At 66.0% G+C, this 14,171-nt stretch carries 13 protein-coding genes; 5 read left to right on the forward strand and 8 right to left on the reverse strand.

Annotated features, from left to right (window positions below; genetic code table 11):
* Positions 1–53: 53 nt before the first annotated feature.
* Both G4G28_RS06520 and G4G28_RS06525 read right to left on the reverse strand, forming a co-directional pair.
* Entirely contained in the window at positions 54–1,586 is a 1,533-nt protein-coding gene (locus G4G28_RS06520) for a fumarate hydratase (RefSeq protein WP_182991332.1), read from the reverse strand.
* Positions 1,587–1,613: 27 nt separating this feature from the next.
* Positions 1,614–2,225 carry a TIGR00645 family protein gene (locus G4G28_RS06525; RefSeq protein ID WP_182991333.1) on the reverse strand — a complete coding sequence of 204 codons (612 nt, stop codon included), beginning with the start codon at positions 2,223–2,225 and terminating at the stop codon, positions 1,614–1,616.
* A 209-nt stretch (positions 2,226–2,434) separates the two neighbouring features.
* On the opposite strand from G4G28_RS06525, the gene acs reads away from it, so the two are divergent.
* Positions 2,435–4,432, forward strand: a complete 1,998-nt coding sequence (gene acs, locus G4G28_RS06530; RefSeq protein ID WP_182991334.1) for an acetate--CoA ligase — start codon at positions 2,435–2,437, stop codon at positions 4,430–4,432.
* A gap of 187 nt (positions 4,433–4,619) precedes the next feature.
* Here acs and G4G28_RS06535 read toward each other — a convergent pair whose 3' ends face one another.
* Complete coding sequence (locus tag G4G28_RS06535; protein WP_182991335.1) at positions 4,620–4,904, reverse strand: hypothetical protein; 285 nt, start codon at positions 4,902–4,904, stop codon at positions 4,620–4,622.
* Between the two features lie 374 nt (positions 4,905–5,278).
* Here G4G28_RS06535 and G4G28_RS06540 point away from each other — a divergent pair, with 374 nt between their 5' ends.
* The 4 genes from G4G28_RS06540 (at position 5,279) to G4G28_RS06555 (ending at position 10,205) form a co-directional block, all read left to right on the forward strand.
* The gene (locus tag G4G28_RS06540) at positions 5,279–6,208 is read left to right on the forward strand and encodes a triacylglycerol lipase (RefSeq protein WP_182991336.1); all 930 of its coding nucleotides are present in this window, start codon (positions 5,279–5,281) and stop codon (positions 6,206–6,208) included.
* Positions 6,209–6,210: 2 nt separating this feature from the next.
* Positions 6,211–7,137 carry a lipase secretion chaperone gene (locus tag G4G28_RS06545; protein ID WP_182991337.1) on the forward strand — a complete coding sequence of 309 codons (927 nt, stop codon included), beginning with the start codon at positions 6,211–6,213 and terminating at the stop codon, positions 7,135–7,137.
* A 5-nt stretch (positions 7,138–7,142) separates the two neighbouring features.
* Positions 7,143–7,709, forward strand: coding sequence for a DUF2946 domain-containing protein (locus G4G28_RS06550; RefSeq protein ID WP_183108155.1), 567 nt, complete (start codon positions 7,143–7,145; stop codon positions 7,707–7,709).
* Between the two features lie 192 nt (positions 7,710–7,901).
* The gene (locus tag G4G28_RS06555) at positions 7,902–10,205 is read left to right on the forward strand and encodes a TonB-dependent receptor (RefSeq protein ID WP_183108156.1); all 2,304 of its coding nucleotides are present in this window, start codon (positions 7,902–7,904) and stop codon (positions 10,203–10,205) included.
* 65 nt (positions 10,206–10,270) lie between these two features.
* On the opposite strand, the gene G4G28_RS06560 is transcribed toward G4G28_RS06555, so the two are convergent.
* The 5 genes from G4G28_RS06560 to G4G28_RS06575 all read right to left on the reverse strand — a co-directional run bounded on the left by G4G28_RS06560 (position 10,271) and on the right by G4G28_RS06575 (position 13,662).
* Positions 10,271–11,161, reverse strand: coding sequence for a hypothetical protein (locus G4G28_RS06560; protein WP_183108157.1), 891 nt, complete (start codon positions 11,159–11,161; stop codon positions 10,271–10,273).
* Between the two features lie 250 nt (positions 11,162–11,411).
* Positions 11,412–11,735: a hypothetical protein gene (locus tag G4G28_RS06565; protein ID WP_202033732.1), complete on the reverse strand. Its 324-nt coding sequence runs from the start codon at positions 11,733–11,735 to the stop codon at positions 11,412–11,414.
* A 120-nt stretch (positions 11,736–11,855) separates the two neighbouring features.
* Positions 11,856–12,812, reverse strand: a complete 957-nt coding sequence (locus tag G4G28_RS06570; RefSeq protein ID WP_182991342.1) for a DMT family transporter — start codon at positions 12,810–12,812, stop codon at positions 11,856–11,858.
* 59 nt (positions 12,813–12,871) lie between these two features.
* Positions 12,872–13,168, reverse strand: a complete 297-nt coding sequence (locus G4G28_RS25335; RefSeq protein WP_229507913.1) for a helix-turn-helix transcriptional regulator — start codon at positions 13,166–13,168, stop codon at positions 12,872–12,874.
* Complete coding sequence (locus G4G28_RS06575; protein ID WP_229507914.1) at positions 13,102–13,662, reverse strand: AraC family ligand binding domain-containing protein; 561 nt, start codon at positions 13,660–13,662, stop codon at positions 13,102–13,104. Before G4G28_RS06575 ends, G4G28_RS25335 begins: the two co-directional genes overlap by 67 nt.
* Positions 13,663–14,171 lie beyond the last annotated feature (509 nt).

Raw genomic sequence — 14,171 nt, forward strand, 5'->3', positions numbered from 1 at the left:
TGAGCGCGGGGGCGTGCCGCGGATCGAGACCCGCAGCGCGCACCAATCGTGTCTTAGGCGACGTTGACCGGAATGCCCTTGAGCGATTCGATCCTGGCCGACCATTCCTTCGGACCGGTGTTGTGCACCGATGTACCGTTGGAATCGACCGCCACCGTCACCGGCATGTCGGCCACTTCGAACTCGTAGATCGCTTCCATGCCCAGGTCCTCGAAGCCGACCACTTTCGCCGACTTGATTGCCTTCGAGACCAGGTAGGCCGAGCCGCCGACCGCCATCAGGTAGGCCGACTTGTGCTTCTGGATCGCCTCGATCGCGGTCGGACCGCGCTCGGCCTTGCCGATCATCGAGATCAGGCCGGTCTTTTCCAGCATCATCTCGGTGAACTTGTCCATGCGGGTCGCGGTCGTCGGGCCGGCCGGGCCCACGACTTCATCGCCCACCGGGTCGACCGGGCCGACGTAATAGATCACGCGGTTGGTGAAGTCCACCGGCAGCGATTCGCCTTTGGCCAGCATGTCCTGGATGCGCTTGTGGGCGGCATCGCGGCCGGTCAGCATTTTGCCGTTCAGCAGCAAGGTCTGGCCCGGCGTCCAGGAAGCGACTTCTTCCTTGGTCAGCGTGTTCAGGTCGACGCGCTTCGATTTCTGGGTATCCGGGGTCCACTGCACGTCGGGCCAGGTCGACAGCGCCGGCGGTTCGATGTACGAGGGGCCCGAGCCGTCCAGCACGAAGTGGGCGTGGCGGGTCGCGGCGCAGTTCGGGATCATGGCGACCGGCTTCGACGCGGCGTGGGTCGGGTACATGTTGATCTTCACGTCCAGCACGGTGGTCAGGCCGCCCAGGCCCTGGGCGCCGATGCCGAGTGCATTGATCTTGTCGCACAGTTCGATACGCAGTTCTTCCAGCTTGTTCTGCGGGCCGCGCTGCTTGAGCTCGTACATGTCGATGTCTTCCATCAGCGACTCTTTGGCCATCAGCATCGCCTTTTCGGCCGAGCCGCCGATGCCGATGCCGAGCATGCCCGGCGGGCACCAGCCGGCGCCCATCAGGGGCACGGTCTTCATGACCCAGTCGACCAGGGAGTCGGACGGGTTGAGCATCACGAACTTGGTCTTGTTTTCCGAGCCGCCACCCTTGGCCGCGACTTTCACGTCGACGGTGTTGCCCTCAACCAGTTCCATGTGGACGACGGCCGGGGTGTTGTCTTTCGTATTCTTGCGCTCGAAGTGAGGGTCGGCCACGATCGAGGCGCGCAGCTTGTTGTCGGCGAAATTGTATGCACGGCGCACGCCTTCGTTGACGGCGTCGGTGACGGTGCCGGAAAAACCTTCGAAGCGCACGCCCATGCCGACCTTCAGGAATACGTTGACGATGCCGGTGTCCTGGCAGATCGGACGCTTGCCCTCGGCGCACATGCGCGAGTTGGTCAGGATCTGGGCGATGGCATCCTTGGCCGCCGGGCTTTGCTCGGCCTCGTAGGCACGCGCCAAGTGCTGGATGTAATCGGCCGGGTGGTAGTAGCTGATGTACTGGAGAGCGGCGGCGACCGATTCGATCAGGTCGTCCTGTTTGATGACAGTCATGAAAATTCTCGGAGTAGGTGAACGGTGTTAGTGAGGCTTGGTCTGATTGTGAGTGGAGGTCACGATGCGGTCGGTATAGGCAATGGCCAGGGCCGAGAGCAGGAACACGCTATGGATAACGGTCTGCGCGACCAAAACTTTTGTCTCGTAGGCGCCCGCGTTGATGAAGGTTTTCAGCAAGTGGATCGAGGAAATGCCGACAATCGCCATAGCCAGCTTGGTTTTCAGCACGGAAGCATTCACGTGCGACAGCCACTCGGGCTGGTCCGGATGGCCGTCCAGGTTCATGCGCGACACAAAGGTCTCGTAGCCGCCGACGATCACCATGATGAGCAGGTTGGAAATCATGACCACGTCGATCAGGCCCAGCACGACCAGCATGATGGTGGTTTCGGTCAGTTTCTTTGGACGCTCCGAGCCCGGAACGGTGACGACATCCAGGATGTGATTGAGCGAATCGACGTTGCCCATGGCGGCGCCGATCAAGTCCTTCAGTTCGACCCAGAAATGGAACACGTACACGCACTGCGCCAGGATCAGGCCCAGGTAGAGCGGCAGCTGCAGCCAGCGGCTGGCGAAAATGAAGCGGTTCAGGGGAGTAAGTTGCTGCGGGGTGCGGCCAGGGTGTTGTTGCGACATCGGATACGACTCCAGGATTTCGACAAAAGACAGCCCATCATTTTACACCTCTCGCGCCGCCTTGCAGACCACCTCGTTGGAGAGCCCCGCTCCCTGGCAAGCTTGGTAAAATCGCACGCATAGGGAAGCGCGTGCCACGATGTGCCGTAAGGGCTCAGTAAGGCTCCGCGCCTAAGGTGTCTGGCAAAACTACTACGATGGAGACTAGCATGGCCGAGCAAGAGACCAACCAGGAAAACCATGGCTTGCAGGAGAACCGCGTGTTCCCGCCGCCGGCCGCGTTCGCGGCGAGTGCCGCCATCTCCGGCATGGACGCTTACGACAAGCTGTGCCAGGAAGCGGCCAGCGACTACGAAGGTTTCTGGAGCCGCCTGGCGAAAGAACACCTCGACTGGCACAAGCCCTTCACCCAGACCCTCGACGAATCGAACGTGCCATTCTATAAATGGTTCGCCGACGGCCAGCTGAACGCGTCCTACAACTGCCTCGACCGCAATCTGCAGAACGGCAACGCGGACAAGACCGCGATCATCTTCGAGGCCGACGACGGCACCGTCACCCGCGCCAGCTACCGCGAACTGCACGAGCGTGTCTGCAAGTTCGCCAACGGCCTCAAATCGCGCGGCATCAAGAAGGGCGACCGCGTCATCATCTACATGTCGATGTCGATCGAAGGCGTCGCCGCGATGCAGGCCTGCGCCCGCATCGGCGCTACCCACTCGGTCGTGTTCGGCGGCTTCTCGGCCAAGTCCTTGCAGGAACGCATCATCGACGCCGGCGCCGTCGCCGTCATCACGGCCGACGAGCAGCAGCGTGGCGGCAAGGCACTGCCCCTGAAAGCCATCGTCGACGAAGCGCTCGCCATGGGTGGCTGCGACACCATCCAGAACGTCATCGTCTACCAGCGGACAAAAGGCAACATCGCCTGGACCGAGGGCCGCGACCTCTGGCTGCACGACCTGGTCGAAGGCCAGCCTGCCGAATGCGAACCGGAATGGGTCGACGCCGAGCATCCGCTGTTCATCCTCTACACCTCGGGCTCGACCGGTACGCCGAAGGGCGTCCAGCACTCGACCGGTGGCTACCTGCTGTGGGCCGCGCTGACGATGAAGTGGACCTTCGATCTCAAACCCGACGATGTGTTCTGGTGCACGGCCGACATCGGCTGGGTGACCGGCCACACCTACATCGCCTACGGTCCGCTGGCCGTCGGGGGCACGCAAATCGTGTTCGAGGGCATCCCGACCTACCCGAACGCGGGCCGCTTCTGGGACACCATCGCCAAGCACAAGGTTTCGATCTTCTACACGGCGCCGACCGCGATCCGTTCGCTGATCAAGGCTTCCGACGTCAACCCGGACGTCCACCCGAAGAACTACGACCTGTCCTCGCTGCGCCTGCTGGGCTCGGTGGGCGAGCCGATCAATCCGGAAGCCTGGATGTGGTACTACAAGAACGTCGGCCAGGAGCGTTGCCCGATCGTCGACACCTTCTGGCAGACGGAAACGGGCGGCCACATGATCACGCCGCTGCCGGGTGCCACGCCGATGGTGCCGGGCTCGTGCACGCTGCCGCTGCCGGGCATCATGGCGGCGATCGTCGACGAATCCGGTGCCGACGTGCCGAACGGGCAGGGCGGCATCCTGGTAGTGAAACGTCCGTGGCCGTCGATGATCCGCACGATCTGGAACAACCCGGAACGCTTCCGCACCAGCTACTTCCCAGAAGAACTCGGCGGCAAGTACTACCTGGCCGGCGACGGCGCGATCCGCCACAAGGATACCGGCAACTTCACCATCACCGGCCGCATCGACGACGTGCTGAACGTGTCGGGGCACCGCATGGGCACGATGGAGATCGAGTCGGCCCTGGTGGCGAACCCGAACGTGGCCGAAGCGGCCGTGGTCGGCAAACCCGACGACACCACGGGCGAGGCAATTTGCGCCTTCGTGGTGCTGAAAGGCGCACGCCCGACCGGGGAAGAGGCGAAGAAGCTGGCGCAGGAACTGCGCAACTGGGTCGGCAAGGAGATCGGACCGATCGCCAAGCCGAAGGAAATCCGTTTCGGCGACAACCTGCCGAAGACGCGCTCAGGCAAGATCATGCGCCGCCTGCTGCGCGTGCTGGCCAAGGGCGAAACCATCACCCAGGACGTGTCGACGCTGGAAAATCCGGCCATCCTCGAGCAGCTCAAGGAATCGGCCTAAGGTCTTGACGAAGGGGTGCGGCCCTGCGCACTGCAGGGGCCGCTGCCGGCGCGCCTGCCTTCAGCACCGTGGTCGCCGGCGCTTCAGCTGCCGGTGCATCGCTTGTCCGCGCTGCGGCCCGCCGCTGCCTGCGCTAGCGCCAGGTCGTCGCTTGACGCGCCGAGGTGTCAGCTTGCAGGGCGTCACCTCAGGACAGTTTCTCCGCCACCTCTTTCAAGCCTGCCTCAGGCAGGAATCCATCGGAAATCGTCAGCACCGAGAACAGGTTCTTCCTGAGCTCGTCCAGCTCGACGGGTCCTGGCTTGAGCGCTGTCTGCAGCAAGTGAATCGCCATGTCGGCCAGCAGCAGCCGCTGTTTCTCCGGCCACGCAGCGTCGCCGCGCGTGGCGCCATGGGCCAGGCAGCTCGCTTCGACCTCGCGGTGGATGCCCCATGCCGCGCGTATGAGTTCAGTTCGTTTCGCATCGTCCATGCGTGCAGTGTACCCGAGCGGACAAGCACTCCCGCCCCGTCGGGGAGCAGCATACGAGGCGCGCCATGGCAAGCATGATGTGCCGGACGGGCACTGTGTTGTTTAGCTGCCTCATCTTTTTCGCGGCCCGGATCGATCCCTGTAAAGATGGGCCATCCGCCTGCCGTGCCGTTCAGGCATCACGTCCGTTCCGCGCCTCTGTGGAATTTAGGACGATCGTGTTTTTTTCAGGCCGCGCCATTTCGCATGCTGGAGCGTTTCTTCGCATGCTGAAGTACCCGGAATGCGTGGAACGTGTGCTCCTTGAATGCGTTTGCGCGCCGCCGTAACCTGACTCAGCCGGCAAAAACAAACCCAACAACAACGGAGATACGATGAACAAGCAGATCATGAAATGGATCGGCGCGGCCCTGCTCGCCCTCTCAATCCTGCCAGGTTCGGCGACGGCTGCCGGCTACACCCAGACCAAATACCCCATCGTGCTGGTGCACGGCTTCCTCGGCTGGGATTCCATCGGGCCCTACGACTACTGGTTCGGCATCACCGACGCGCTGCGGCGCGACGGCGCCCAGGTCCATGTAGCGCAGGTCACCGCCGCCAACAGCACCGAGGTGCGCGGGGAGCAGCTGCTCGCCTACATCAAGCAGGTATTGGCCGCGACCGGTGCCAAGCAGGTCAACCTGATCGGCCACAGCCACGGCGGTCCGACCGTGCGCTATGTCGCCTCGGTGGCCCCGCAGCTGGTTGCCTCGGTGACGAGCGTGGGCGGCGTGCATAAAGGCGCGCCGATGGCCGACATCCTGCGCGGCGTGGCGGCGCCCGGCTCGTTCTCGGAGGCGGTGCTCTCGTCGATGGTCAATGGCGTCGCGCAGACGATCGCCTTCCTCTCGGGCGACCGTACAAAGCAGATGTCGGTGGCGGCGCTCAATTCGATGACGACCTCCGGCGCGGCGGCTTTCAACTCCCGCCACCCGGCCGGCGTGCCGCGCAGCGCCTGCGGGGAGGGGGACTACCGGGTCAATAACGTGTATTACTTCTCCTGGAGCGGCGCACGTTCCCTCACCAACGTGCTCGATCCGCTCGACGCTTCGCTCGGCCTGATGTCGCTGGCCTTCCGTGGCGACAAGAACGACGGCCTGGTCGGCAGCTGCTCGAGCCGCCTTGGCCACGTCATCCGCGACGACTACGGCATGAACCACATGGATGAAGTCAACCAGGTGGCCGGCCTCGTCAACCTGTTCGAGACCAATCCGAAGACGGTCTACCGCCAGCACGCCAACCGCCTGCGTGACATGGGGCTGTGAGCATGAGGGGCAAACTCCTGTTTGCCCTGGGCGCGGCGGCCCTGGTGGCCGCCGCCCTGGTGGTCGGGCCTTCGGTGCAGGAGCAGCCGGTTGTCGCCGCGGCCCCTGTGGCGCCGGCATCCGCCGCCAGGCCCTTCGTGCGCTCGCTCGAAGGCACCCAGACCGACGGCGGAGCCCTGGTCGGCCCGGGCGAAACCCTGGTCGCGAACGAGGATCTCGTCGAGCTCTTCGACTATTACCTGAGTGCGCTTGGCGAGAAGAACCTCGAACAGGTGCGCGCCGAGATCGAACGCGAGCTCGACCGGCGACTGCGTCCACCAGCCTCGGATTCGGCCAAGCGCCTGCTGGCGCGCTATCTCGACTACAAGCATGCGCTGGTGGCGCTGGAGGCGGACAAGCGTCTCGTCGGCGGCGACGTCACGGCGATCCGCAAGCGCCTGGTCGCCATGCGCCAGCTGCGCGCACGCTACTTCAGTGCAGAGGAGAGCGGCGCCATGTTCGGCCGCGAGGATGCCGAGCAGGCCGATGCGCTGGCCCGGCTGGAAGTCCGCCAGGACACGCGCCTGACGCCCGAGCAGAAGGGAGAACGGCTGGCCGCGCTCGACGCCGCGCTGCCGCCGGAGGTGCGGGCCGCGCGCGAGGAACCGCTCAAACTTGCGCACCTGCAGGAATCCGTGGACAGGCTGCGTGCGGGCGGTGCGAACGACGACGAGGTCTTCCGGATGCGCGCCGCCGCGCTCAACCCCGAGGCGGCGGCGCGGCTGGCGGCGCTGGACCAGGAAGAGGCGCAGTGGCGCGGCAGGATTGCGGCCTACCTGAACGCACGCCGCGGCGTGCAGGAAGGGCCGGCGCTCGACGCCCTGCGCAATCGCCTGTTCACGCTTGACGAGCAGCGCAGGTTGCCGGCGTACGAGGAGGGATTGCGCTAGCGCAGGTGGCGCTGCGATCGTGGCGGGGGAACGGCGGCCCGCCGTTCTCCCGCGCGAACCTGGAGCAGCGCAAGGTGCCGCGCAAAGCCGCAGCGACGACATCGATCCCTGCCGTGCGTGCGCCGCGCCTGGTTATACTTGAACGCATGAGCCGGATCCGCCGACATCTGCTGACTGCATGGATCGCCTTGCTGGCGATGCTGTTTGGCGCGCTTGCACCAGGCCTGTCGCATGCCGTCGGGCGCGCGGGGGCGCCATCGCTGCCGGCACAGTCCGCGTCCGCCCTGCCGCTGCAGCCTGGCGCGCAATCCTTCGGCTTCCCGATTTGCAGTGCTGCCGGGCACGCTGCGCCCGTGCAGGCCGGCGGCGACGATGTCGATCCCGGCAAGGGCGCCTTCACGCACTGTCCGTATTGCGCGGACCACCATCACGCGCCCGCTCTGTTGCCGCAAAGCGCAGGCGGGTTGCTTCCCCTTGGCAGCGCCAGCCACCCACCGCTGTTTTACACGGCGCCCGAGCCGCTGTTTCATTGGGCCGCGCCCCTGTCGCGCGCGCCGCCTTTCTCTTCCTGAGCTCGTCTACCAGCGCCCCATGTCCGGCATGCAAGGGCGCACCCATTGCACAGGCTGATTGTCTACGCGGGCACCGTTTCGCCTGTCCCTGCTGGCCGGCCTGCGCCGTCGGGCACGCGCGTTGCATCGCCGCGCTTTGCGGCACTGCGTCCGTCACCTCGCGGTCCACCGTATCGAACAGGAACAAGAAGAATGAAACACCACCCCATTGCGGCCGCCGTCCTCGCGGCCTTTGCCGCGGCCGCCCATGCGCAGGAAGCGCAAGACGCGCTAGAACCCGCCACGACGTCGCACGAAAAACAGATGGGCACCGTGGTCGTCACCGGCAACCGCCCGAGCTCGCTGCCGACCCAGATCCCGACCACGATCGAGGGCATTACCGCCGCCGAGATCGCGCGCACCGTCAACGCCAGCGATGCCGAGGATGCCCTCAAGTACCTGCCCAGCCTGCTGGTACGCAAGCGCTACATCGGCGACTACAACCATGCGGTACTGTCGACGCGTGCCTCGGGCACCGGCAACAGCGCGCGTTCGGCCGTGTACGCCGACGGCATCCTGCTGTCGAACTACCTCGGCAACGGCGCCACCTTTGCGCCGCGCTGGGGCATGGTCACGCCCGCCGAGATCGAGCGCGTCGACGTGCTCTACGGACCGTTCTCTGCAGCCTATGGCGGCAACTCGGTCGGCGCCGTGGTCGACTACGTGACGCGCATGCCGCGCCGCTTCGAGGCGCACGCGAAGTTCACCCTGGCGCACCAGCCCTTCCATCTGTACAACACGAACGAACGCTTCGACGGGCGCCAGGGCGGCATCTCGCTCGGCAACCGTGGCGGCGGGTGGTCCCGGTATATCGACCTCAGCCGCAACGACAGCGAGGGCCAGCCGCAAACCTTCGTCACCCGCCTGCCGGGCGCGGGCACGCCCACGGTCAGCCCCGACAGCGTGGCCGGCGCCGTGCCTGGACAGGACCGGAGTTACCGCGACTGGCTGATCCTCGGCACCGGCACCCAGTACCACACCGTGCAGGACCACCTCAAGGCCAAGCTGGCCTACGACTTGTCGCCGACGCTGCGCGCGAGCTATGTGCTCGGCATCTGGCAGAACGAATCGGAAGGGCGCCCTGAGACCTATCTGCGTAACGCTGCCGGCGCGCCGGTCTACAGCGGACCAGTCGTCATTGGCGGGCGCAGCTATACGCTCGGCCAGACCGACTTCAACGTTTCCAATGAAAACCTGCGCCACCTGATGCACGGCCTGTCGGTCAAGAGCAATACGAAGGGAGGCTTCGACTGGGTGCTCGCCGCCAGCCTCTACGACTATGACGAAGACGAATTGCGCGCCGCCAACGTCGCGCTGCCCGGTGCGCTGGGTGGCGGTGCCGGCAGGATCGTCGATGGCAGCGGCACCGGCTGGAACACGCTGTCGGCGAAAGCTGTCTGGCGCCCGCAGGGGCAGGGCGGTGCCCACATCGTCGAATTCGGCTACCAGCGCGAAGCCTATCAACTGGCCAGCATCGAACGCGCAACGCCGGACTGGGTCGCAGGCGCGCCTGCTGCGCGCAATGCGGCCTTTGGCGGGCGCACCCGCACCCAGGCGCTGTATGCCCGGGACAGCTGGCGTTTCGCCTCTGCCTGGAAGGCCGTGCTCGGCCTGCGCCTGGAGCGCTGGCAGGCAAGCGACGGACGCACCGCCAACGCCAGCACCACGGTTGGCCATCCGGAGCGGCGTGCGACCCACGTGTCGCCCAAGGCAGCGCTTGCCTGGCAAACCACGCCCGACTGGGTACTGAAGGCCTCGCTTGGACGCGCGGTGCGCATGCCCACCGTCTCCGAGCTCTACCAGGGCGGTGTGAACGGCGCCGGCGTCCTGATCAACAACGATCCCAACCTGGCGCCGGAGCGCTCCTGGACCGGCGAGTTGACGGCCGAGCGCAAACTCGACGGCGGCTCGCTGCGCCTGACCGCGTTCGGCGAGCGTACTCGCGACGCCCTGTATTCGCAGACGAATGTGCTGGTCACGCCGAACGTCACCAATGTGCAGAATGTCGGGCGCATCGATACCGAAGGCGCGGAGCTGGCCCTGACGAAGGCTGACGCAGGGCTGCAGGGGCTTGACCTGAATGCCAGCCTGACCTGGACCGATTCGACGATCAAGCGCAACGACAAGTTCCCGGCCAGCGTCGCCAAGCGCCAGCCGCGCATTCCCGAGTGGCGTGCCACCGCGGTGGCCAGCTACCGCATCACCGACCGGCTGGCGCTCAGCCTTGCCGGGCGCTACAGCGGCGACCAGTTCTCGACGCTCGACAACAGCGACCCCAACGGCTTTGCCTATCAGGGCAGCAGCCGCTACTTCACGGCCGATGTCCGGGCCACCTACCGCCTGGACGCGCGCTGGAGCCTGGCCGTGGGGGTGGATAACCTGAACAATTACCTGTACTGGAACTTCCATCCCTATCCGCAGCGGACCTACCTTGCGGAGCTGAAGTTCGATTTGTAGGAGGAGGGGAGCGCCGGCGCACGATGCGCCGGCACTTGCCCGGCGCATCGCGGCGGCAAGAAAAACTACAGGCTGCCGAGCACCGCGAACGGTACCGATATCTTCACTTCGGCCGACGAGGCGGCCAGGCCCCAGAAGCCGGAATCGGCATAGAGCTCGATCGCGGACCAGATCCAGCACTGGTACCAGCTGTTGGGCGCCGCGCGGAAAACGGTTTCGTTCGATACACGGCCTTCCTCGCCTTCCGGATCGTTGCCGCTGCTGTCCAGCCAGCCGACGTGGTCGCTCCAGGAGGGTGTCACGTCGCTCTGCGCGACCCAGGCTTTTTCGGATGCGCCGAACACCCACAAGCGGGTGTGCTGCCGGTTGTCGGCCACGTAGAAACTGGCCATGTCGAACCAGACATGGGAATAATCGACCAGGGCGGCGAACCGCTGGCGCGGGTCGCCTTCGCCGGAGAAGAACCAAAAACCCACGCCGGCGGCCACGCTTTGCGTGCCGCGCCCGATCGACTGGGTGCGCAGGTCGTATTTGCCGGTCAGGCGATTGGCATGCTCGATGCCCTGGCCACTGCCCGACACCCAGTCGAAATCGTAGGGAGGCGCTTCCAGGCGCAATACGGCGCTTGGGAAGCTGCCGGCATCCTGCAGCACGGGGGTGTCGCGTTGCCCGAACCGCTCGACTGCCTTCAGGCGCTCGTCGACGAGCTTGCGCCACTCTTCTTCCAGGTGGCGGCGCTCGGCGGTATTGTGCCGGGCGTGTGCCAGGGCGAGTTCGCGCGCCCGTCCTGGTAGCGTGCGACCTCGAGGCGCTGGCGTTGCCGCTTCGCGACCACCTCGGCATGGTGCGCCGACAACAGGCCGCGGGCCAGGTCCAGGGGTCTCGAGCGGCGGGCTTTGCCCGTCGGGACAGCGTTGGCGTGAGCGGATGTGGCTTTCGTCGACTGCTTCGTTCATGGTGACCCTCCGTGTGATGCGCCGGCGCAGGCATTGCGGGACGGGCGAGCGAGCCGGCTTGGGCCCCGCCCTCCACGACAATGATGTGCGCCGCATGGGGGGGGGACGCGATGGGCGCCAACGACAGTGCGCAAATCCGCCGCGAAGCCGCCTGCGGACGATCTGGCGCAAGACAGGTCGACCTTCCTGGGCGGGACGTGATAAAACAAAGGCCGCCTCGAGGGCGGCCTGTGCGGGGGGACAATGCCTGTCAGGACCCGGCCAGCGGGCTGCCAACGATGCCGACGGCCAATTCCGCCCACACCAGCAGGAAGGCCAGCAGGATCGCCATGCCGGCAAACACGCGGCTCTTGCCGGTTGCCAGGCGGAGGGTCGCGAATTCCAGACCCAGGCCAGTGCCGCCCAGCAAGACGGCTGCCACGAGGAAGTCGCCAGGGCCCCAGTTCACTTCCTTCGTGAACAGCATGGCGATGGCGGGAATGCAGAGGATCACAGCCGTCGCGAACCCGACCCGAACGTAGTGGATGCCGGAGCGCTTCGGTGGCTGGTGGTGCGGGGCGGTCATCGTGTTCATTGTCGCGTCCTTGCTGTTCGGGTGGAGGGAAGGGCCGGCGCCGGCATGCGGGCCGGGCACCTCTGTACGATAGCGCGCCTTGCCAGGATTCGCAACAGGAATACCGGGCTGGCGCCGCGCTCAGGCGGGCGGTGCGATCTTCGCCGTCCTGTGCACCGACGTCGACGAGATCACGCCGATGACGAGCAGCACCATCGCCGCGCCTTCGGCCGGCGTCGGCCAGCGCCCTTCCCACAGGAAGCCGTACAGCACCGCGAACACGGTCTCGAACACGATCATCTGGCCGACCAGCGTCAGCGGCAGCGCGCGGGTGGCGACGTTCCACAAGGCGTTGCCGATCACCGAGCAGAACAGGGCGACGCCGGTGACGATGCCGGCAAACACCGCCCATTCGCTGGCCGAATGCGCATCCGATGCCAGCAGGAAGGCGGGAGGCGCCAGCAGCAGCGCTTCCAGCCCGGTCACGACGCCGATCAACAGGCTCCATTCGTGGGCGGACACCGCGTGCAGGGTGCCGAGCCAGCGGCGGTTGCCGACGGCATAGGCGGTCCAGGACACCAGCGCGCCGATGGCGCACAACAAGCCGGCAAGCGAACCCGGTGCGCCGCTGGTGAGCGATTCCCAGCTGATGCACAGCAGGCCGGCCAGGCCGAAACCGAGCGAGGGCAGCAGGCGGCGCAGCGGCAGTGCACCGGCGTCGCGGCTGCCGACCAGGGTCACGGTCAGTGGCAGCAGTCCGATGACGAGCGAGGCCAGTGCCACGCCACCCAGTTGCACGGCCGCGGCCAGCAGCACGTAATAGACGATGTTGCCGGCCAGGCTGAGCCAGATCAGCGCCCGCCATTCCCTCCAGCCCAGGCTGGGCGCGAGGCGCTTCCATGCCGGCGCAATCAGCACCGCGGCAATCAGGCCATAGGCCAGGTAGCGCCCGGCCGAGAGCTGCAGCGAGGTGAAGCCGGATGCCAGTTCAGGCGTGAGGAAGACGAAGCCCCACAGGGCGCCCGCGAGGACGGCGGCTGCAATGCCGGTCGAGGTGCTCTTTGTCGCGGTGCGGTTCAAGGTGAGTTTTGCAAGCATGTTCATTCTCCAGTAGCCGGAGATGGTGAACCGGTTGCTCGATCATGGATAGTCACGGACTACTGCGTTCTTGGCGGATGCTCGCGTCCTGCCTGCGATGCGCCGCGTTCGCGCTGGATGCGGCGGTAGGTCGCCGGGGTGGTATCGAGGTGCTGGCGCATGGCGCGCGTCAGGCCGGCCTGGTCGGCGAAACCCGCCTGCAGCGCCACCTCGGCAATCGGCCAGGCGCTCGCGGCCAGGCAGCGGCAGGCAAAGTCCAGCCGCCGCTGCAGCAGCCAGGCATGCGGGCTCATGTCCAGTTCCTCGCGGAACAGGGCGTGCAGGCGGCTGACACTGAGGTGGGCGACGCGGGCCATCGTGGCGGTCGACCAGGGCAAGCCCGGCCGCGCCTCCACCGGGCCAGCAGCGCCGCCAGCCGCGAGCGCGGCTGCGGCGTTTCCAGCGCCAGCGCGTCGAGCAGCAGCGGCACCCATCCCTGCAGCAGCGGGCGCGCAACGGCGCTTGCACTTGCCATCAGTTCCATGAATTCGACCAGCTTGCGCACGGCCGGCCCCAGCGGCGTGAACGGCCGCTCGGCCAGGCGCGCCAGCGCGTCGTGCTCCATCGCTGACCCGTCAATATCGAGGATGAACGAGCGGTTGGCGTCGTGGCTGACCTGCGTATGCCAGGCGCCAGGCGCCACCAGGGCGCCGTGCAGCGGATCGAGCCGGCCCTGCCTGCCTTCAATCTCGAGCTGCACGGTGCCCGACAAGGGCAGCACCAACTGGGCGAAAGCGTGGCGATCCCATTCCGGCTCGGTGCCGTAGCTGCGGATGGCCAGGTCGACGGACGGTGTTTCGAGCGTGGGCACGGCGAATGGGGGAATGGTGGAAGGACGAGTCTAGCATGGTGCCGAACGACTCGCCGGAGCAATAAAGAGCCCACCCGCAGGTGAATGCCGGTCATTCAAGCCATGCTGTAGAGCGCCTGACAAGACCTCCAGTCCAGCGTTGCATCGTCTCGCCGTACGCTCGTACTGTCTTCGACGACACGCTTTGTTCTGAAGCTTTTGTCAGGCGCTCTTGTACGTTCCGACGCAGATGTGACAGCGCTTATTCTTCCAGGAACGATGCACAGGCCCGTAGGGTGGGCGGCTCCACCCTTTCAGCTAGCGAACCGGCCACGTCTGTGCCGCCCACGCGTTCAACCAGCAGGCGATTCGTCGCAAGGTTTCAGCGTGTGGTTGGACGCGTGGGCGGCATCGAAGCAGCGGGCGGACACGCGCCCGGGTAGAGCCGCCCACCCTACAGGTCTGTACGATTCTCCCTGGAAGACTTCGGCTTTACTGATTGGCATTAACCCGCAGGTGGGCTTCCTCTC

This window comes from Massilia sp. Dwa41.01b (assembly GCF_014171775.1).
Taxonomy (GTDB): Bacteria; Pseudomonadota; Gammaproteobacteria; order Burkholderiales; family Burkholderiaceae_D; genus Telluria.